General features: G+C 61.1%; 18 protein-coding genes. 8 read left to right on the top strand and 10 right to left on the bottom strand.

The genetic code is table 11. The features are described from left to right. Positions 1 to 13 precede the first annotated feature (13 nt). The 7 genes from O9X62_RS08970 to O9X62_RS08940 all read left to right on the top strand — a co-directional run bounded on the left by O9X62_RS08970 (position 14) and on the right by O9X62_RS08940 (position 9,112). The gene (locus O9X62_RS08970; protein ID WP_269532471.1) at positions 14 to 1,912 is read left to right on the top strand and encodes a secretin N-terminal domain-containing protein; all 1,899 of its coding nucleotides are present in this window, start codon (positions 14 to 16) and stop codon (positions 1,910 to 1,912) included. Beyond that, complete coding sequence (locus O9X62_RS08965; protein WP_269532470.1) at positions 1,905 to 2,408, top strand: type II secretion system protein; 504 nt, start codon at positions 1,905 to 1,907, stop codon at positions 2,406 to 2,408. The genes O9X62_RS08970 and O9X62_RS08965 overlap by 8 nt, the downstream gene beginning before the upstream one ends. Further along, positions 2,383 to 2,766: a type II secretion system protein gene (locus O9X62_RS08960; RefSeq protein ID WP_269532469.1), complete on the top strand. Its 384-nt coding sequence runs from the start codon at positions 2,383 to 2,385 to the stop codon at positions 2,764 to 2,766. The genes O9X62_RS08965 and O9X62_RS08960 overlap by 26 nt, the downstream gene beginning before the upstream one ends. Then, complete coding sequence (locus O9X62_RS08955; protein ID WP_269532468.1) at positions 2,741 to 3,247, top strand: type II secretion system protein; 507 nt, start codon at positions 2,741 to 2,743, stop codon at positions 3,245 to 3,247. The genes O9X62_RS08960 and O9X62_RS08955 overlap by 26 nt, the downstream gene beginning before the upstream one ends. A 74-nt stretch (positions 3,248 to 3,321) precedes the next feature. Then, a complete protein-coding gene (locus O9X62_RS08950; protein ID WP_269532467.1) occupies positions 3,322 to 4,179 on the top strand; it encodes a 2OG-Fe(II) oxygenase in 858 nt (285 codons plus the stop codon). Positions 4,180 to 4,357: 178 nt separating this feature from the next. Beyond that, positions 4,358 to 5,374 (top strand): cupin-like domain-containing protein, encoded by a 1,017-nt coding sequence (locus O9X62_RS08945; RefSeq protein ID WP_269532466.1) that lies wholly within the window; start codon positions 4,358 to 4,360, stop codon positions 5,372 to 5,374. Between the two features lie 951 nt (positions 5,375 to 6,325). Further along, positions 6,326 to 9,112: a chitinase C-terminal domain-containing protein gene (locus O9X62_RS08940; RefSeq protein WP_269532465.1), complete on the top strand. Its 2,787-nt coding sequence runs from the start codon at positions 6,326 to 6,328 to the stop codon at positions 9,110 to 9,112. A gap of 579 nt (positions 9,113 to 9,691) precedes the next feature. Here O9X62_RS08940 and O9X62_RS08935 read toward each other — a convergent pair. The 7 genes from O9X62_RS08935 to O9X62_RS08905 all read right to left on the bottom strand — a co-directional run bounded on the left by O9X62_RS08935 (position 9,692) and on the right by O9X62_RS08905 (position 15,180). Continuing rightward, the gene (locus O9X62_RS08935; RefSeq protein WP_269532464.1) at positions 9,692 to 10,501 is read right to left on the bottom strand and encodes a hypothetical protein; all 810 of its coding nucleotides are present in this window, start codon (positions 10,499 to 10,501) and stop codon (positions 9,692 to 9,694) included. Between the two features lie 516 nt (positions 10,502 to 11,017). Continuing rightward, the gene (locus O9X62_RS08930) at positions 11,018 to 11,500 is read right to left on the bottom strand and encodes a nuclear transport factor 2 family protein (RefSeq protein ID WP_269532463.1); all 483 of its coding nucleotides are present in this window, start codon (positions 11,498 to 11,500) and stop codon (positions 11,018 to 11,020) included. Between the two features lie 83 nt (positions 11,501 to 11,583). Then, positions 11,584 to 11,808 carry a glutaredoxin 3 gene (gene grxC / locus O9X62_RS08925; protein ID WP_269532462.1) on the bottom strand — a complete coding sequence of 75 codons (225 nt, stop codon included), beginning with the start codon at positions 11,806 to 11,808 and terminating at the stop codon, positions 11,584 to 11,586. A 155-nt stretch (positions 11,809 to 11,963) separates the two neighbouring features. Next, positions 11,964 to 12,830, bottom strand: a complete 867-nt coding sequence (locus O9X62_RS08920; protein ID WP_269532461.1) for an HD-GYP domain-containing protein — start codon at positions 12,828 to 12,830, stop codon at positions 11,964 to 11,966. 159 nt (positions 12,831 to 12,989) lie between these two features. Further along, the gene (locus tag O9X62_RS08915) at positions 12,990 to 14,012 is read right to left on the bottom strand and encodes an NAD(P)-dependent alcohol dehydrogenase (protein WP_269532460.1); all 1,023 of its coding nucleotides are present in this window, start codon (positions 14,010 to 14,012) and stop codon (positions 12,990 to 12,992) included. A gap of 207 nt (positions 14,013 to 14,219) precedes the next feature. Beyond that, positions 14,220 to 14,594, bottom strand: coding sequence for a hypothetical protein (locus O9X62_RS08910; RefSeq protein ID WP_269532459.1), 375 nt, complete (start codon positions 14,592 to 14,594; stop codon positions 14,220 to 14,222). Positions 14,595 to 14,640: 46 nt separating this feature from the next. Next, entirely contained in the window at positions 14,641 to 15,180 is a 540-nt protein-coding gene (locus O9X62_RS08905) for a carboxymuconolactone decarboxylase family protein (protein ID WP_072429136.1), read from the bottom strand. A gap of 134 nt (positions 15,181 to 15,314) precedes the next feature. Here O9X62_RS08905 and O9X62_RS08900 point away from each other — a divergent pair, with 134 nt between their 5' ends. Next, positions 15,315 to 16,214 (top strand): LysR family transcriptional regulator, encoded by a 900-nt coding sequence (locus tag O9X62_RS08900; RefSeq protein WP_269532458.1) that lies wholly within the window; start codon positions 15,315 to 15,317, stop codon positions 16,212 to 16,214. A 27-nt stretch (positions 16,215 to 16,241) separates the two neighbouring features. On the opposite strand, the gene O9X62_RS08895 is transcribed toward O9X62_RS08900, so the two are convergent. The 3 genes from O9X62_RS08895 to O9X62_RS08885 all read right to left on the bottom strand — a co-directional run bounded on the left by O9X62_RS08895 (position 16,242) and on the right by O9X62_RS08885 (position 19,321). Beyond that, entirely contained in the window at positions 16,242 to 18,314 is a 2,073-nt protein-coding gene (locus tag O9X62_RS08895) for a pyridoxamine 5'-phosphate oxidase family protein (protein WP_269532457.1), read from the bottom strand. A 143-nt stretch (positions 18,315 to 18,457) separates the two neighbouring features. Next, positions 18,458 to 19,084: a glutathione S-transferase family protein gene (locus tag O9X62_RS08890; protein ID WP_269532456.1), complete on the bottom strand. Its 627-nt coding sequence runs from the start codon at positions 19,082 to 19,084 to the stop codon at positions 18,458 to 18,460. A gap of 30 nt (positions 19,085 to 19,114) precedes the next feature. After that, entirely contained in the window at positions 19,115 to 19,321 is a 207-nt protein-coding gene (locus O9X62_RS08885; RefSeq protein WP_269532455.1) for a hypothetical protein, read from the bottom strand. Between the last annotated feature and the right edge of the window lie 3 nt (positions 19,322 to 19,324).

Here is a 19,324-nt window from a genome sequence, read left to right as displayed (position 1 = left end):
AGGAGTACCCAGCGTGAAACGCCGCCTTAGTCAGAGTTTGCTCATCGTGCTGCCCTTGCTGCTGGCTGCCTGCGCCAGTGATCGCCATGTGCGCGAGGGCGAGAGCATGATCCAGCGTGGCGATGTGGATGCCGGTCTGCGCTACCTGCTCGATCAGAGCCGCCAGCATCCACAGGATGTGGCCTTGCGCAGCGCCAGCCGGCGCCAGCTGGATGTGCGTCTGGAAGAGTTGTTCCGCAATGGCGAGGCCGCGAGTCGCCGTGGCGATTACGACGGCGCACAGGCAGCGTATGCCGCCATGCTGGGCTGGGATGCCAACAACGAACGCGCACAGGTGGCGCTGGCAGCGCTGGGCAAGCAACGCCGTACCGATTCGATCCTTGCCTTTGCGCACAAGGTGAAGGACGACAAGCCCGACGATGCACTGGCCGCCGTGCGCCAGATACTGGCCGAGAACCCGCATCACGGCCTCGCGCTCAAGCTGCGCGATGAACTCGAAAGCCGCAAGTCGCGCCAGGACAGCATCCGCCCCAAGCTCGCCAAGGCCTTGCAGCAACCGGTGTCGCTGCAGTTCCGCGATCAGCCGATCACCTATGTGCTTGATCTGATCTCGCGCATCGGCAAGATCAACTTCGTGCTCGACAAAGACGTACCCGCCGGCCTGCGCACCACGCTCTATGTGCAGGATGGCAGCATCGAGGATGTGCTCAACCTGATGCTGGTCACCAACCAGCTCGATCGCAAGGTGCTGTCGGAAAACAGCCTGCTGATCTACCCCAAGCGGCCTGATAAGGAAAAGGACTACAAGGACTTGGTCATGCGCACCTTCTATCTGGACAACGCCGACCCCAAGCAGATACTGGCCATGCTCAAGATGATGGTGAAAACGCGCGACATGTATATCGACGAGCGTCTCAACCTGCTGGTAATGCGGGATACGCCTGAGGTGATCGAGGTCGCCGAGCGCCTGGTGGCCGCGCAGGATCTGCCGCAATCCGAAGTGATGCTGGATCTGGAAGTGCTGGAGATCAGCCGCAGCGATCTGCTGGATCTGGGCATCCGCTATCCCGATAGTGTCAGCGCCACGATCATCGGTTCGGCTGCCGACGCAGCGCGCAACACCGGCAATGGCGTGGCCGGCGTAATCAAATTGTCCGAGCTGGAGAACCTCAACCGCAACAACGTGCAGGTGGGCGTGGGCAACCCGACGGCGCTGATCAACCTGCTGCACCGCCGTGGCAACACCAATCTGCTCGCCAATCCGCAGATACGCATCAAGAACCGCGACAAGGCCAAGGTGCATATCGGGGAGAAGGTGCCGGTGGTCACCACCGTCAATGCCAACGGCGTGGTCAGCGAGTCGATCAGCCTGCTCGAAGTGGGGCTGTCGCTGGAGGCCGAGCCGGCAATCAATCTCAATGATGAGGTGAGCATCAAGCTCAACCTGGAGGTGTCCAGCATCATCGACCAGCTCACCACCAAGACGGGCTTGGTCGCTTACAAGCTGGGCAGCCGCAAGGCCAACACCAGCCTCACGTTGCGCGATGGTGAAACGCAGATGCTGGCCGGTTTGATCAACCGCACCGAGCAGGATCAGCGTAACGGCATACCGGTATTGGGCGATTTGCCCCTGCTGGATCGGCTGTTCGGCAGCCGGCGTACCAACGGCGAGAAAACCGAGGTGGTGCTGCTGGTCACGCCCCGTATCGTGCGCAATCTGCCACTGCCCGCGCCTTACATCACCCAGTTCGATAGTGGCACCGAGGGCGCCATCAGCACCGAGCCGCTGCGCCTGCGTCCGGCACCCGTGCTGATAGCGCCGCCCGCCGGGCAGGACATGGCGCCGCCTGTCGCGGCACCGGCTCAGCCCAACTCACCGGATACCCCCATCGGGGCAGGCCGCCGTGGCTAGGCAAGATTTACAGCGGCAAGCCCGGCACGGCCAGCGTGGCTTCACGCTGATCGAGCTGATGGTCACGCTGACGATTTTGGCCATCCTGGCCACGGTCGCCATGCCGCTGACGCAGGTCGCCGCCAAGCGCAATCGCGAGACGGCGCTGCAACAGGCACTCTGGCAGATACGCAATGCGCTCGATGCGTACAAAAAAGCCGTCGATGAAGGCAAGGTGCAGCGCCAGTACGGTGATAACGGCTACCCGGCCACGCTGGCGGTGCTGGTGGATGGCGTCAAGGATCTGCGTGATCCGCTCAATCGGAAGATCTACTTCCTGCGTCGCATCCCGCGCGATCCGATGTGCGATTGCCCGGCCCGGCGCGATGCCGACACCTGGGGCAAGCGCAGCTACGCCAGCCCGCCCGATCGGCCCAGCGAAGGGTCAGACGTATACGACGTGTACTCGCTCAGTGAGGAGGTAGGCCTCAATGGTCAACCGTACCGCAACTGGTAAGCGTGGCTTTACGCTGATCGAGCTCTTGGTGGTGCTGGCCATCATGGCTGCGCTGCTCACGCTGGTGGTACCGCGCTATTTCCGTCAGACCGAGCGCGCCAACGAAACCGTGTTGCGGCACAACCTGTTGGCGATGCGCGATGCCATCGACAAGTTCTACGGCGATACCGGCCGCTACCCCGCCAGCCTGGAAGAGCTGCGTGATCGGGCCTATCTGCGCGAGGTGCCGCTGGACCCCATTACCGGCAAGCGGGATGCCTGGCGCTTGCAGCCGCCCGCCACCCAGGCGGGGGTGTTCGATGTACGTAGCAGTGCGGAAGGAGAGGGTGCCGATGGCACGCCGTATGCGAGCTGGTAAGTGCATCGGTCTGGCGAGCCAGCGCGGATACGGCTATGTGTTCGTGATGCTGACAGTGCTACTGATGGGCATCTATCTGGCCCGCACCGGGGAGGTCTGGTCCACCGAGCAGCGCCGGCAGCGCGAGGCCAGGCTGATGCAGGAGGGCGATGAAATCCGTCGGGCCATCGAATCCTATCTGACCAATGGCCCGGCTGGCGTACGCAGCTATCCGCCATCGCTGGCCGCACTGGTCGAGGATGGCCGTGGCGGCGTGATCCGGCGGCACCTGCGGCGTGCCTATGCCGACCCGATGACAGGGCGCGACTGGGGCTACGTGCCGGCGCCAGCGGGCGGCATCATGGGGGTGTACAGCCGATCCACGGCCACCCCGCTGAAGCGATCGGGTTTTGATGCGGTGTATTACGGGTTTGCCGAGCAAACCACTTATCAGGGCTGGGTGTTTGCTGCCTGGCCGATCAAGCGGGGTCTGGGACGATAGGGCGCTTCCAGAAACCAAGGCTTCTGGAAGCGCCCTGCAAGGCGCCACAGCGCGCAGCAATAGGGAGAGCGGACATGATGGAACTCACCAAGGAATGGCAAGGCTGGCTGACTGACAACACGGCGCGTGGCTGTAGCGCCGAATCCATGATTGAAGCCATGGTCAAGGCGGGCTTCGAATGTATCTATGCGCAGGCACTGGTGCAGGTGTACCAGCGAGGTGGCACCAGCGCCGCTGCGGTGGCTGCGCCGGTTCAGGCGGTTGCCGGCAGCTATGTCCACGATGCCTGGCCCATGCCGGTGGGTAATCGCCTGGACGGTGGCGATCGCCTCGTGTCCGTATCCATGCGGTGCGACAAGCCCCAGGTGCTGGTGCTGGACGGAGTGCTTAGCGATGAGGAGTGCGACGAAGTCATCGAACGCTCGCGCTCCAAGCTGCGCCGCTCAACCACGGTGAACCCCAAGACCGGGGGCGAGGATGTGATTGAGGATCGGACCAGCGAGGGCACCTTCTTCGGCCTGTGCGAGGATGCCTTCATCACCCGCCTCGATGCCCGCATCTCGGCGCTGATGAACTGGCCGGTCGAGAATGGCGAGGGGCTACAGATACTGCGATACGGCGTGGGGGGGGAATACACCCCGCATTTCGATTACTTCCCGCCGAACGACCCGGGCAGCGCCACGCACCTGGCGCGTAGCGGTCAGCGCGTGGCGACGATGGTGCTGTACCTCAACGATGTACCCGAGGGTGGCGCGACCATCTTCCCTGATGCCGGGCTCAGCGTGATCCCGCGCAAGGGCTCGGCGGTGTACTTCCGCTATTTCAATCGGCAGGGACAAATCGACCCGCTGACTTTGCATGGTGGTGCCCCCGTGACCGCTGGCGAGAAGTGGATCATGACCAAATGGATGCGGGAGCGCCCCCACCGCTGAGTGCCGCACGCTGCTGATCCAGATCGGGCCGGGACAAGGCCTCACGCCGGTTCCAGAAGCCCCTGCGCGCCAGGCTGGCCGAGATGCGGGCATGCAGCCCCTTCTGATCGAATCCACCCCCACCCTCGCTGCTGCCTGTTTCGGGCCGGGCGACCGAGAACACGCAAGGAATGTGACCATGACAACCGCCACCCGCGTACCCGTAGACAATGAATGGCGCCGCTGGATCGCCGAGAACCTGATCCTCGATGGCGAACCGGCAAGCCTGCTGCATGCCATGGTGGGTGCCGGCATTGCGCCCGACGACGCGCGCCGTGAAATCGAAACCGCCATGGCCAGTCCGTATCTGGCCGGGGCAGGGCGGCTGCGCGAGCGACTCAAGAAGCGTAGTTGGGTGCTGGATATCCAGCGCAAGCTCAACCACATGGACACGCGCATGCAGGCCGTACCCCGTCGGCACAAACTCAGCGCCGACGAGCTGTATCACGAGTTTTACCTGCTCAACCGCCCGGTGGTGATCACCGGCATGCTCGATGATTGGCCGGCACGTGAACACTGGACGAATGACTACTTCCGCACCCAGTTCGGCGAGCGCGAGGTGGAAGTGCAGTTTGGCCGAAACCAGGATGCCAATTACGAAATCAACCAGCCGCACCTCAAGCGCCGCATGCGCTTTGGCGAGCTGGTGGATCTGATTGAACGCAGCGGCGAGACCAATGATTTCTACATGACCGCCAACAACACCGGCCACAACAAGCAGGCGCTGTCCGAGTTGTGGAACGACACCGGCCATCTGCCCGAGTATCTCAACGGTGTGCCCGGCGAGGGCTTCTTCTGGTTTGGCCCGGCCGGGACGCGCACGCCCATGCATCACGACCTGACCAACAACTTCATGGCCCAGATCCGGGGGCGCAAGCTTGTTCGCCTGGTGCCAGCTGTGGAGCAGGCCCAGGTGTACAACCACCTGCACTGCTATACGCCGGTGGATGCGGCGAACATTGACCTGCAGCGTTTCCCGGCCATGGCCGAGGCGCAGGTACTGGATGTGGTGCTGGAGGCTGGGGAGATCCTGTTCCTGCCCGTGGGGTGTTGGCACTACGTACAGGGTCTGGATGTCAGCATCACCATGTCGTACACCAACTTCCGCTGGGATAACGATTTCTCCAGCTTCTACAGCACCTACCACGGTGTCTGAGTCCGTACAGCCACCCGCACCGCAACGGTGTGGGTGGCCATGAGCAAACCGCGCACCACTCGCCAGCAAGTCGCCACCCGGATCAGCTAGGCGACGCTTCCCTGTGTCTCTCCAGCTACCAGTGCCGTCCCACACCGGCTACCCGCCGGCGGTCTTTCCATGGGCCAAAGTGGTATTTAATTTACCGATACCACTTTTGTGATCAGGCAGGCGCCCAAGTGCCGGAGTACCCGCCAGCCCTTCAATAGCAAGCCCTCGTGCCGGGCAGATTCGCTGGGTGAGCGCCTGCGCGTCGTTCTATCGGCATTCTGGTTTGGGGGTTTTGTGCTAAGTAATTGATTATTAATGATTAACAACTGGTATTAAGTCAACTTTGGTCATGCGGCATACCGTTCGTCGGCTGGGTGGGTGGCAGGACGGTACGAACATTGACTCCAGCCGCGCTTCGTCATATTTCATTAATGCCACGTTAATACGTGTCTATTACCAATGAAAGATTGGTTGTAATACCTGTTGATGAAGAAGCGGTACTCCCCTAGGGGCTGCCCGATGGCGACGGCAGACACACCCCGATAAATCTGGCCCGGCAATGTACCTGGTCGTGTCGCCATGAATCGTCCTGGATGGAGCACGACAATGACATTGCACCACGCTGATACTCGGCGCCATGGTTCGACGGCGCTCGCCGCCGGCCAACTGGCCGCCTTTCCCGCCTCTCCGCACGCATGCGTCACGCGCTACCCCAGCCTGCGCATGCCACACGCGACCTGAGCGCGATGACGCCCTGCCGAATGGCCCGCTTGTTGGCCCAGTGCGGGCAAGACCATCACTGATTACACCGCAACTCCCGATGCAGCTACCCAAGGCGAGGGGTAGCCGCGTCTCCATGACACGGACGGGCAACGTACCCGGCCTGGTATCGCCACAACCTTCTCGGATGGAGCAACAACAATGAGCAAGCAAGCAACAATGGCCCGGCGTTTTGCGCTGCGGTCCGTGACCCTGGGCCTGGCAAGTGCCGGCCTGCTGTATACCCCTGCTGCCCTGGCGGCGAACTGCGCAACGCCCTGGGCCGAAGGCAATACCTATGCGGCCAATGCGGCGGCCTCGTATCAGGCCAAGAATTATCGTGCGCTGGTAACCCACACGGCTTACGTGGGCACCAACTGGAACCCGGCGGCTACGCCAACGCTGTGGGGCTTTGTCGAGGATTGTTCGGCTACACCGACGCCGACCCCGACGCCGACCCCGACCCCGACGCCGACCCCGACGCCTACCCCGACGCCTACCCCGACACCGACACCGACGCCGACACCCACGCCGACACCCACGCCCACTCCGACCCCCACTCCGACGCCAGTCACGTGCTACGCCGCATGGGTCTCGGCCACGGCTTACACGGGTGGTCAGCGCGTGACCTACAACGGTCGCAATTACGAGGCCCAGTGGTGGACGCAGGGTGAAGTGCCGTCGTCGAACGTGGGTTCAGGCAAGCCCTGGAAGGATCTGGGTGTCTGCAGCACGCCAACCCCGACGCCAACTCCGACGCCGACGCCGACGCCAACACCAACACCAACACCAACACCAACACCAACACCAACACCAACACCAACACCAACACCAACACCAACACCAACACCAACACCAACACCAACACCAACACCAACACCAACACCGACACCGACACCGACACCGACACCAACACCGACGCCGACGCCGACGCCATCAGGCAATCAGGCTTGCCGTCCAGATGGTCTGATGACGGCCTCGGTCGCTGATGTGCCGTACTGCCAGGCCTACGATACCGAAGGCCGCGAAAAGCTGGCCAATGGTGCCAAGCGCCGGATCATCGGTTACTTCACCAGCTGGCGTACCGGCAAGAACGGGCAGATAGCCTATCTGGCCAAGGACATCCCCTGGACCAAGCTGACGCACATCAACTACGCCTTCGCGCATATCGACGCGACCAACAAGGTCTCGGTCAACGAGGGTGCCACGGGCAACGAGGCAACCGGGATGGAATGGCCGGGCGTGGCCGGCGCCGAAATGGACACCAGCCTGCCTTACAAGGGCCACTTCAACCTGCTCAACAAGTACAAGAAGCAGAACCCCGGTGTGAAGACGCTGATCTCGATCGGCGGCTGGGCAGAGACGGGCGGCTTCTTCGACGCCACCGGTGCGCGTGTGGCCTCGGGTGGCTTCTACACCATGACCACGAATGCCGACGGCAGCATCAACACCGCAGGCATCAACACCTTCTCGGATTCGGTGGTGGCCTTCCTGCGCAAGTACAACTTCGACGGTGCCGACCTCGATTACGAGTACCCGACCACCATGTCCAAGGCCGGTAACCCGCTCGACTGGGGTGTATCGGAAACCCGGCTGAAAGGTTTGCAAGCGTCTTACCGCGAGCTGATGAAGGTACTGCGCAAGAAGCTTGATGACGCGGCGGCGGCAGATGGCAAGTACTACATGCTGACCATCGCCTCGCCGTCGTCCGGCTATTTGCTGCGTGGCATGGAGACCTATCAGTCGGTGCAGAACCTCGACTACGTCAACATCATGAGCTACGACCTGCACGGCGCATGGAACGAGTTCGTCGGCCCCAATGCCGCGCTGTTTGACGATGGCAAGGACGCCGAACTGGCCAAGTGGGGCGTCTACACCACCGCCCAGTACGGGCAGATCGGCTACCTGAACACCGATTGGGCCTATCGCTACTTCCGTGGCGCGCTGCCGGCCGGCCGTATCAATGTGGGTGTGCCTTACTACACCCGCGGCTGGCAGAACGTGACGGGCGGTACCAACGGTCTGTGGGGTACCTCGGCCAAGTCGTCCAACTGCGGCCCGGGCCTGACTGAATGTGGCACGGGCGCGGTCGGCATCGACAACATCTGGCACGACCTGGACCAGAACGGCAACGAGATGGGCGCCGGTTCCAACCCGATGTGGCACGCCAAGAACCTGGAGAACGGCATCGCTGGCAGCTACCTGGGCATGTATGGCCTTAACGCTAGCAACCTGACCGGCACCTACGCCCGCAACTACGACGCCACCCTGGTGGCGCCGTGGCTGTGGAATGCCCAGAAGAAGGTCTTCCTCTCTACCGAGGACGAACAATCGGTTGCCCGCAAGGCGCAGTGGATTGTGGATAACGGCGTGGGCGGGGTGATGTTCTGGGAGCTGGCGGGCGACTATGCCTTCAACAGCGCCAAGGGCGAATACGGTGTCGGCAACACGCTGACTACCAAGTTCCACGACGCGTTCAAGGTGGCCTCAGCCTATGGCAACAAGCGCGCCAAGAAAGCCATGCCCACCGAGGCAATCGACCTGCAGTTCGACGTCACCGACTTCAAACTCGGCGACCAGAACTACCCGCTGAACCCCAAGCTCCGTATCACCAACAAATCGACAGCGACCATCCCCGGTGGCGCCAAGATCCAGTTCCAGTACCCCGTGGCCGCGCCAAACAATATGGCCGACCAGAGCGGTGCGGGCCTGAAGGTGGTGGCTTCCGAGCATACCGGCAGCAATGTGGGCGGCTTCAAGGGTGATTTCCACACGGCAGAGTTCGCACTGCCGGCCTGGCAATCGCTCGCGCCCGGTGCCTCCACCGACGTGACGCTGAACTACTACTTGCCGATCAGTGGCCCATCGAACTACGTGATCACCATCGGCGCCAAGCAGTTCGCCATCAAGCAGGAATACCCGAACCTGCCAACGGGCACGATCCAGTAATCACACCAGTTTGGGAGTAGCAGTGCATTGACCGGGCGGACCGAAAGGTTCGCCCGCTTTTTATTGGTGTTTTGCTAACAGGTTGTGTCTGTGGTGCTTGCTGATGTGGGGACACGCAGCTACGTGTGGGAGGGCGGCTTGTCGGCCTTTGCTGATATTTGGATGGTTAGGCTAATCGGTCAGCAAAGCGCCGTTAAGCTAACACTCAGCACGTAGTGGTGCCGATAGCAGTTGCCTCGGCCACCGAACTCCGATGACCAATCCTAAGCCACCTCCGACTTCCAGAAAAAGCAGCTATAGGGTCGACTGAGTTGGTGTAGTTGTCGGTTATCCGGGAAGGCCATCTAAGAACGTCAGCAAGGCTAACTCTCCGAAGAACCAAACCTTGTTAAAGGGCAACCCGATGTGCGTCGTGCACCACCTAGAATCAGCCATGTCAAAAAGAAAACGTCGACTGCCAGGGCGATGAATATCCACAAAATAAAGCCACTCTCAGGTGTGGCTTTATTTATGCCCGCTGCGGATTTGGCGGAAAACTACTTACTCTGAAGATCGACCTTCAGCTGTCTTGTCGAATCATCAAATATTATCCTCAAATTCAATTGGGCTACATGCACCTGGGCCGGTAATGACTCCCCATTGATCGTGCTCATAACCAGGAGGGCACATCCCATGATTCGTGTTGTTGTTGTCAAATGCCTCTGGGTCGGCCGTGCGGTGGCGAGCCTTTAGCGTCATGGGAGAATCGAAGTAAATGCGGAAGCCGGCCTTTACCTGGGTACCAAGGTCACGGCTCTTACCGGCTTCCAGGAAAAACGTATAACCGGCTGAATGGGTTGTGGAAAACTGCCATTCGCTCCCAACACCAACCCAATTGCGACCTAGTGCTCGGTTCGCGCGAAGATGAAGAGCGAGGTCAGGCATTGAATACCACGATGCTGTTGATCTCAACAGGGTGTCGCTGCCTTTAAGTGAGCCGAGATTCCAGTATTCGCGCCCCACATGACCGCGCAACGTGAACTGTTCGAAGTATCTCTCTCCCTGCAAACTGAAACTACGACCGTTACCGCCATGCCTATCATAGTGAGCAAATCCGGTACCCACCAATCCAACTGACGGGTCACGCCAGAATAAATGGCCTGCGGCCGCGTTCGAGGTGGCACCGGAAGCACCATATTTCAACCTCGATAGATCGATCTGAGCCCCTAAACCTTGAGTCAGACCGAAAGTAAATGAGCCACTGACAATATTGGATAGGTCTTTATTGCCAACTGCGATGCCGAGTTTGCCGTTTGGCGAACTAACCGCGGGCTCACTGGCGTGACTAAAAGATGTGGCAATTGTGGACGCGACGATCACAAACAGCACGCGTAGAGTACGTCGGGACATAAGGAGCCTCCATTGGTCAAATGGTACTAGCGTAGATGATCTGGTGGAAATGGGTAAAATTTAATCTCACCGAGAGTTCATTTTCACCTCAAGAGAGCGCCGCTTGATATTCAGCCCCCAGCGAAGCGTTCGCCTTGCGTGAGCAAAATACGCGAGATGCCAAATTACCGAGGGCGATACCAGTCGAATCGACCAAGATGAGGTCGTGCTCAACCTGAAGTAGTTAATACCGTCCCTCAAATTTAGCACTAGCTATACTCTTGAAATCTGCCCTTTAGGGCACGTCGTGTATGGATTCCATAATCACACGTGCTCTGGGCGATCCCCCATACTTTGTCGTAATGAGGCTACCTAGTCTGGCTCGAGAACAATAGACATCCAGTGTTCCTCCCATCATAAATGACAGCTGAGAGTCGGTAGCAGTCCAACCGGTGCACTTCACTGGACAGTCTGCTTGGGCCGAGTAGCGCCCGGGTTTGCGGCTTTGCAGCGCCCAGATGATCAAAATGCGCAGAGTCACAGCCCCAACTGAGTTAGACCAGCGTGCTCATCCGGTCGTCTACCTTGCGGCCAGTGAAACAACCGGGCTGACTCCGAAATGGCCAGATCGTTGATGCTGGCGTGGCGCACGGCCATCAGGCCCTGTGCATCGAACTCCCAGTTCTCGTTGCCGTAAGAGCGGTACCACTGGCCTGCGTCGTCATGCCATTCGTAAGCAAAGCGGACCGCGATCCGGTTCCCGGTGTAAGCCCATAGCTCTTTGATCAGCCGGTAGTCGTGCTCGCGCTGCCATTTTCTTTGCAGGAATGCTTCGATCTCCTGTCTTCCGTGCAGGAATTCATCGCGGTTGCGCCAGCGGCTGTCTGCTGTGTAGGCCAGCGCAACCTTGGCGGGGTCACGGCCATTCCAGCCATCCTCTGCGGCTCGGACCTTGATCAGCGCGCTGTCGTGATCAAAAGGTGGTAGCGGTGGGCGGCTAGTGCTCAAGTGGGCTGTCATGATGCGTTACCTGGTCAGTGATGTGGGCAAGAACGGTTTGGCGGTTACGCCTTGAGGCCCAGCATGGGAGCGAGCTCGCCGCTTTATTCGAGTCGTGCCAGATCATCAAAACCGCCCAGGTGCTGGCCGTTGATGAAGATCTGCGGCACGGTGCGCCGGCCGCTGCGGGCGATCATCTCGTCGCGCAAGCTTGCCGACGCTTCAATATTGACTTTGTTGATGGCGGTGACGCCCTTGCGGCTCAACAGGCGCTCTGCTTGAACGCAGTAGGGGCAGGTCGATGTGTGGAACATGGTGATGTCGGTCATGATGCTTCCTTGGGTGCCGGGTTGGCAGATAGTGAACAGGCATCACTTTGACCGTATTGCTGAAATGTCGGAATCCTTGTTCCAGGTAAATGATTATTTCCATTGGTGGAATAATCGGTGCGCATTGGTGCATTGATTGCGCGCTGAGCAGTGATTTACGCCAGTAGCGGTGACCACGACTCCAGCAGGGTGTGCATCAGGCTGGTATCCGGCAAGGGCAGGCTCTGGCTGCCATGAGTTTTGCCTACATGGGCCGCGTGCAGGCCGTTGCCGGTCTGTTGCCATTCATAGCGTGCGTTGCAAGCGGGGCAGTCGGCATGCTCGCCAGGTTGGGTGGTGCGATAGCGCTGGATCACCGGCCCGCAGCTGACGCAGACGCCGAGTGGAATCCCCTCGTCGGTATGCCCGACGATATGGTCGAATGCACCGGCATTACCCAGTGCCACAAAGTGGCCGGCCAGTTCGGCGTCGAACTGCTGGCCTGCGGCATGGCTGATGATTTCAAGCGCCTTGGCGACCGGCATGCCCTTGCGGTAAGGCCGGGTGCTGGTCATGGCATCGAAGGCATCGCAGATGCCGACCAAACGGGCGTCCAGCGGAATGGCGGTGTCACTCAGCCCCATGGGGTAGCCGCGGCCATCCGGTGTTTCGTGATGGTGGAAGACGACATCCATGACCAGATGGGCCAGCGGATGCTCGGCCAGAATGCGCTGGCCGATGGCAGGGTGCGTCTTGATGACGGCATACTCGTCGTCGTCCAGCTTGCCCGGTTTGCGTAGCACGGCATCGGGGACGCCGATCTTGCCGATATCGTGCAGGAAACCGGCAAGGGCAATGCGGCGCACTTCCTTGTCGGGTAAGCCGATCGATTTGCCCAGCTCCTCGGCCATGCGCGCCACGCGCCATAAATGGCCGCCGGTATAGGGGTCGCGCGCTTCAACCATCCAGGCCATCAGCATGAGGCTGCGAAGCAGACCTTGCTTGAGCAAGGGTTGATGATCATCGATAGGCAAATGGGTCATGGTGAGTGCCGGTGGGTTGATGTGGGGTCAGGTCGGATTCGTGACGCCTTTACGATAGTCCAGCCTGCAAGTGGGAGAGGTAGATTGCGGCTGGTCGGCAAGGTCTTTGCCGACCAGCGATGACGATTGGCCCGGTGGGCCCACGCCCGGCAAGGGTGACTAGTCCAGTGTCACGACAAGCTTGCCCATATGGTTGGCCTCGGCCAAGGCCGAATAGGCCTGGGGCGCCTCATCAAACGCGAACTGATGCTCGATGATCGGGTGGATGCCATGCTGGGTCATGAATTGATTGAGGCGAACGTGGTGAGCCAGCGAGCCGACACAGATACCGTTGATGCTGGCGTTTTTGAACTGCATTGGCGTGATATGCGGGGCGGCATCGAATCCGCTCAACACGCCGATCTGGGCAATGCGGCCGCCGTGCGCAACGGCATTCAGCGATCGGGTGTAAGTTGCCGGACCGCCTAGCTCCAGAATGTGATCCGCGCCGACGCCCTCGGTCAGATCAAGCACGGCTTTATCCCAGTCTGCCTCTTCCCGATAGTTGATCGTGGCCCACGCTCCCAGCGCCTCGGCTCGACGCAATTTCGCAGTCGACGACGACGTAACGATGACCCTGGCGCCATGGGCGGAGGCCAGTTGCAAGGCCATCATCGCCACACCGCCGGTGCCTTGTACCAGCACGGTCTCGCCCGCTTGGAGCTGGCCCCGCTCGAAGAGTGCGTGCCATGCCGTCACCCCCGCGCAGGGCAAAGCGGCGGCCTCGGCCAGGCTAAGGTGGTCGGGGACCGCCACCACGGCGTCTGCCTGCGCGATGACGTAGTCACTGAGTACCCCGTCATTGCTGCCACCGCCCAAGGCTGAGGCAAGGTGATGGGGCTTGAATGGCCCATCTTGCCAAGCCGCAAAGAAGCCAGGGCTGACGCGGTCGCCCTCTCGCCATTGACTGACATGGCGACCGACGGCCACTACCGTACCCGCGGCATCGGACAATGGCACCAGGCCGCTGCGGGTAGTGGCGGCATCCTGTTGGACCAGCCTGTCACGGTAGTTGAGGCTGACTGCGCCGATCCGGATGAGGATCTGATCCTCTGCGAGTAAAGGGAGCTGCCGGGTGTCTTGCTGCAAGGCCAGCCCCGTTGTGCCGGGGGTGAGGCGGTATTGCCGTGTGGTCATCGTCATGGAGGTATCCGCGCATAATCCGGACGCAAACATGGTCTGGTTTGGCGCAATTCAGAGTTGATTGGGTTGGAAAGGAGAAAGGAGCGAGTGGCCCAAGCGGGCCATTCAAGCTCAGAGTCTGGCCAGCGGCGGTGAGGCCGCCATGGGGGAGCACGCTGGCGACAACGCTGCCCGACGCGAGGGGACGTCGGGCAGAGCGCCGGGGACTTACTTGCTGACGTCTACGTCGTACCAGGGTGTGACATTGATCGGGCAGCGGTAACGGAAGCCATTGGCGGTCACCGTGACCCGGGCCGTCTTGGTCTCGTCCGGATTCAGGCCGAAGCCGCCGAGCAGTTCATGGGTTTTCTGATCCTGCACGTTAAAGCCAACGAATTTTCCTGCCTTGTTGGTTACGACAAAGTCGTACTCGCCGGGCTTGAGGTCGGTGAGGGTTTCCTTGGCGGCGAAGTAGCCGTTGTACTCGGTCAGGTGAATGGTGGTGACACCATCCTTGGTCACGGGTGTGGCCCCAAAGACCGGGGCGATCAGGGCGGCGGCCAGTGCCAGTTGGGCGAGGAGACGGGTGCGGGCGATGTTCATGATGGTTTCCGATTCAAGTGAGTGGGCAGATGCCTTAGGCGGCGGTTTACTTGGCCGATACTTTGGGGAAGTCGATATCGGTCTGGGCGACGTTGTTGACGTAGTTGGTGAGCACATTCAGGGCAACGACGAGGACGATTTCCACCACCTCAGCCTCGTCGAAGCCAGCCTGCCGCAGCGCGGCCAGGTCGGCGTCGCTGACGCGGCCACGCTCGGTGGCGACGCGGTATGCAAAGCGCAGGGCGGCGGCGGTTCGGGTGTCGCTGCTGTGGTGGTCACGGGCGGCCGCAATTTCTGCCTCGCTGAGCTTGGCAACATGCAGGCCCAGATAGGTATGCGCCGACAGACAGTAGTCGCAGCCGTTGTACTCGGCCACGGTGAGGGCGATCCGCTCGCGCAGGGCGGCGTCGAGCTTGCCCTTGTTCAGCGCAGCATTGAGCGACAGATAGCCTTCCAGTGCCGCGGGGCTGTGGCCGACCAGTTTCATCAGGTTGGGCACGACGCCCAGTTGTTGCTTCACGGCGGCCAGCAGCGGCTTGCTGGCTTCGACGGATTGTTCGACGGTGGGGATGCTGATACGGCTCATGATGGGTCCTTGGTTGGGTGGCTTGCGGTTCGCAGCGCCCGGTGCGTTGCGAGTGGTGCCACTTTGCCAAAGTTCACCCTGTAGAAGAATGGCCGTACAATGCAATAGATTATTCCGATTAAAGGAATTGAAGCATGGACAGACTGCACCTGATGACGGTGTTTGTGGCGGTAGGTGAGGAAGAGAGTTTTGCCGGTGGGGCACGGCGGCTGGGCATGTCGCCACCGGCGGTGACGCGGGCCATCTCGGCCCTGGAAAACCGCCTGGGCGTGAAGCTGCTGCAGCGCACGACCCGCTATGTTCGGGTCACCGAGGCTGGCCAGCGCTATCTGGACGACGCCCGCCGCATTCTCGGCGAGGTGGATGAGGCTGACGAGGCCGCGGCGGGCATCAATGCCGCGCCACGGGGCCATCTGACCGTGACGGCCCCGGTGCTGTTCGGCAAGATGTTCGTGATGCCCGGCATTGTCGATTACCTGAGTCGCTACCCCGAGACCGATGTATCGGCGCTGTTTCTGGACCGCGTGGTGAACATGCTGGAAGAAGGCGTGGATGTAGCCGTGCGTATCGGCCCGCTCCCGGATTCCAGCATGCGTGCCATCAAGGTAGGCCAGGTGCGGCGGGTGCTGTGTGCCTCGCCGGCTTACTTGGAGCAGCATGGCATTCCGCAATCACCGCAGGCCTTGCGCGAGCGGACGATCATTGCGGCGACGGGGGTGTCACCGGCGGTGGAGTGGAAGTTCGGGCCGGAATCCACGCCCACCAACATCAAGCTCAAGCCACGTCTGACCGTGACCAGCAACGATGCTGCGATCGAGGCTGCCCTTAGCGGCTTGGGCATTACCCGGCTGATGTCGTATCAGATCGCGCCGCATCTGGCTGCGGGTCAACTCAAGATCGTGCTGTCCGAATACGAAAACGCGCCTTTGCCCATTCACATCGTGCACCGCGAGAGCAAGTATGGGTCGGCGAAGGTACGCAGCTTTATCGACCTGATGGCAGATCGTCTGCGCGCGGACAAGCACCTGAACTGAGCACGATTGATTGCTCGGCAGACAGCCTCAGAGCTTGAGCACGATACGGGCAGCTTGATCTGCGCTGCGGGCGGGCACCGCACAGCATGGCAAAACCTCGCCGTCTGCGAGCGCAAACGCCGGCTGTTGCGCGTAGGTGACCGCGCCCTCCAGCAATGCCACCTTGCAGGTGCCGCAACTGCCACCACGGCAGCTGAATTCGGGTGTCAGACCGCGCGCCTCGGCCAGCTCCAGCAGGCTGCCATCACCGGCTTGCCAGCGCGCTTCCTTGCCCGACTCCGCAAACAGGACCTTCACATCGTGATCAGCCATTGGCGCCAATGTGGGCAACGCAGACGCCACATCCGCTCGACGCGTCAACGCCGCCGGCCCGAAGGCCTCGGCGTGGATGCGATCATCGGCAATGCGTAAATCGCGAAGGCCGTCATACAAGCTTTGCATGAAGGGCACCGGGCCGCACAGATAGAAGTCGTAGTCATCCAGCGGCAGCGCCGACTTGAGCAAGGCCAGATCGATATGGCCGGCGACTTCGTAATCGCGGCCGTGAACGCGGTCTGCTTCGGGCTGGCTGGCCAGTCGTACCACCTGTAGCGCGTTGCCGGCGCGATGAAGCAATGCGTCGATTTCCGTATCAAATGCCCGCTCAGCGACCGTGCGGGTGGCATAGAACAAATAGCTCGGGCGGACACGGCGGGTGCGCAAGCCCTCGTAAACAACATGACGCAGCATGGCCAGCATGGGGGTGATGCCGATGCCACCGGCCAGCAACACCAGTGGTCGCCGCTCCGCCGCATCCACCAGAAAGTCGCCTTGCGGAGCACGTGCTTCGATCAGATCGCCAATTTTCAGCGCATCGTGCAGATGGCCGGACACGCGACCACCACGTTTGACGCTGATGCGGTAGAAACCATCGGACGGCGCCGCCGACAAGGTATAGGTTCGTATCACTGGCTTGTCCTGCCCCGGCAGGGACAGGCGGATTGGCAGGTGTTGGCCAGCCTGGAACCCGGCCAGACCCAAGCCATCGGCGGGGCTCAGGTAGAAGGAGCGTACTGCCGAACTCTCTTCGATAATCCGCTCGATGCGGAATGGCCGCCAAGTGTTCTGCAACTTTGCCGCAGCCTGCCGCTCCGCTGCTTGCTCCCAGGAACCCGTCATCAGCGAATTGGGCGAGAAACCCCGAAGTTGCCAGCGCAAGGCCAGCGCGGCACGGCGACGCACGACCCGTTCGACCTTGAGGCGCCACAGGCGCTCTGCCCCCTGAAAGGCGGCAATGTCGTCACCCGCAAACTGGATCTCGGTACTGCCGCTCACTTGCAGCATGTCGCCGCTGGCAAAGTCGATAAACACCAGACCAGCCTTGGGATGGACCAGCAGATTGCCCAGCGTGTTGAAATGCAGGTTCCCGGAAAAGTCGGGAATGGTGAGCGTGCCGCCGTCTACACGGACAAAACCCGGCTTGCCGCCACGGTGCGAAACATCGACCTGCTGCGCTGGTGTGTCGTCGTCACCGGGAAAGCAACTGGCAACAAAGAACGTATCGGCGTTGTTGATGGTGTCTCGTGCTGCCGCATCGAGCCCGTTCAGGTGCTCGATGGCGCCGGTATAGGCTTGGCCCGGCGGCTGGGAAAAGGAGAACTCCCGGTCCTGAATGTATTGCGGGCAGTTACCAAAAGAGTGACCAACATGGACGGCGATATCACCGTTCTGCTGCAGGTGAATCTGGCCGTTCATGCGATTGCGGCGGCGGGTATGCAGCTCGATGCCCAAGAGGCCGATGGCAGCGCCATCGTGCAGGCAATCGAGCAAGGCATCACCGGCTGTTGGCCTGGCACGAATCAGCAACTGGCGCGGATCGGGTGACTGGATGAAGCCCGGCATGCCTTCCAGCACGCTGGCCCAAGGGTAGCCTTGCGCATCGACGCCACCGGCCACAATAAAGGGCAGTTGCGCATAAAACGTACGGTGCTGGTCCGGCATGTAATCACGGATGACCCGACGGCCAAAGGCCTCCATCTGGGCTGCGGTCCCCATCTGCTCATGGATTGCCCGTTCACCGCGGTGCCAGGGGGAGGGAGTGCCAGTGTCCGGGGAGCTCATGATTCATCCTTCAGGTGGGTGCAACTTGAATCCACTGATGTGTCTTTGTACTGCTTGGCCTGGGCGTATGCCCACAGCCAAGTCCCGCTAAGTGCGGCGGGCCAGCAGGGCGGGCAAGCTGCCCGCCCTGGACAACTGACTGATCAGGCTGCTAGCCCGACGGCGGTTTTCTGCATGCCGACAAAGCCGGGCAGCGCTTCAATGCGACGCAGCCAGGCGCCCACGTTCGGGTACGCACTCAATGCCACATTACCTTCGGGCGCGTGGGCGATGTAGGTGTAGTTGGCAATATCGGCAATGCTGGGCTTGCTGCCAATCAGGAACGGACGGTTGGCCAGTTCGGCATCCATGACTTTGAGCAGATTGTGCGAGCGGTTGATGACCTCATCGGCATTGAAGCCCGCGCCGAACACCGTCACCAGACGTGCCGCCGCCGGGCCGAACGCCACCAGCCCTGCCGCAACCGACAACCAGCGCTGTACGTTTGCTTCGCCTACCGGGTCGCTTGGCAGCCAATCGCTATTGCCGTACTGGCGGGCCAGGTACACGAGGATGGCATTGGAGTCGGCAATTACCGTGCCGTTATCGTCGATGACCGGCACCTGGCCGAAGACGTTGAGCTTGAGGAAGTCCGCTTGCTTGTGCTCGCCCTTGCGCAGATCCACTTCGATCAGTTCGGTCGGCACATTGAGCAGCGACAGCGCCAGGCGGACGCGATGGGCATGGCCAGACAGGGGAAAGGTATAAAGTTTGACGGGGTGGTGGGACATGGGAAATCTCCTGGGTAGGTGAGGCAGTGGTTAGAAAGTGCAATGAAGCTGTAAAGCCAATTCAAGGTGATTGGCGCCGTCGGCCAGGGCCAGCAGATCGCGGCCCTCGGCAATGGGTGTGTGCTGCGGCACATGGCCGGCGAGTAGCAGCCAGCCCAAACGCGGTGCGGTCTTGGTCTGGGTGGCTAGGCGGCCAGGGTGGTCAGCGCAAAACAAGGAGCGCAGGCGGGTGAGCATGTG

The sequence above is a fragment of the Chitinimonas sp. BJYL2 genome (assembly GCF_027257935.1).
Taxonomy (GTDB): domain Bacteria; phylum Pseudomonadota; class Gammaproteobacteria; order Burkholderiales; family Chitinimonadaceae; genus Chitinimonas.
This window is presented reverse-complemented; position numbering and strand designations above follow the sequence as displayed.

Bases quoted from the DNA above. Each gene is read 5' to 3' on its own strand.
- O9X62_RS08895 (WP_269532457.1), bottom strand. From the start codon at position 18,314: ATGAGCTCCCCGGACACTGGCACTCCCTCCCCCTGGCACCGCGGTGAA.
- O9X62_RS08915 (WP_269532460.1), bottom strand. From the start codon at position 14,012: ATGACGATGACCACACGGCAATACCGCCTCACCCCCGGCACAACGGGG.
- O9X62_RS08890 (WP_269532456.1), bottom strand. From the start codon at position 19,084: ATGTCCCACCACCCCGTCAAACTTTATACCTTTCCCCTGTCTGGCCAT.
- O9X62_RS08905 (WP_072429136.1), bottom strand. From the start codon at position 15,180: ATGAGCCGTATCAGCATCCCCACCGTCGAACAATCCGTCGAAGCCAGC.
- O9X62_RS08950 (WP_269532467.1), top strand. From the start codon at position 3,322: ATGATGGAACTCACCAAGGAATGGCAAGGCTGGCTGACTGACAACACG.
- grxC (WP_269532462.1), bottom strand. From the start codon at position 11,808: ATGACCGACATCACCATGTTCCACACATCGACCTGCCCCTACTGCGTT.
- O9X62_RS08885 (WP_269532455.1), bottom strand. From the start codon at position 19,321: ATGCTCACCCGCCTGCGCTCCTTGTTTTGCGCTGACCACCCTGGCCGC.
- O9X62_RS08960 (WP_269532469.1), top strand. From the start codon at position 2,383: ATGGTCAACCGTACCGCAACTGGTAAGCGTGGCTTTACGCTGATCGAG.
- O9X62_RS08900 (WP_269532458.1), top strand. From the start codon at position 15,315: ATGGACAGACTGCACCTGATGACGGTGTTTGTGGCGGTAGGTGAGGAA.
- O9X62_RS08930 (WP_269532463.1), bottom strand. From the start codon at position 11,500: ATGACAGCCCACTTGAGCACTAGCCGCCCACCGCTACCACCTTTTGAT.
- O9X62_RS08955 (WP_269532468.1), top strand. From the start codon at position 2,741: ATGGCACGCCGTATGCGAGCTGGTAAGTGCATCGGTCTGGCGAGCCAG.
- O9X62_RS08935 (WP_269532464.1), bottom strand. From the start codon at position 10,501: ATGTCCCGACGTACTCTACGCGTGCTGTTTGTGATCGTCGCGTCCACA.
- O9X62_RS08910 (WP_269532459.1), bottom strand. From the start codon at position 14,594: ATGAACATCGCCCGCACCCGTCTCCTCGCCCAACTGGCACTGGCCGCC.
- O9X62_RS08940 (WP_269532465.1), top strand. From the start codon at position 6,326: ATGAGCAAGCAAGCAACAATGGCCCGGCGTTTTGCGCTGCGGTCCGTG.
- O9X62_RS08920 (WP_269532461.1), bottom strand. From the start codon at position 12,830: ATGACCCATTTGCCTATCGATGATCATCAACCCTTGCTCAAGCAAGGT.
- O9X62_RS08945 (WP_269532466.1), top strand. From the start codon at position 4,358: ATGACAACCGCCACCCGCGTACCCGTAGACAATGAATGGCGCCGCTGG.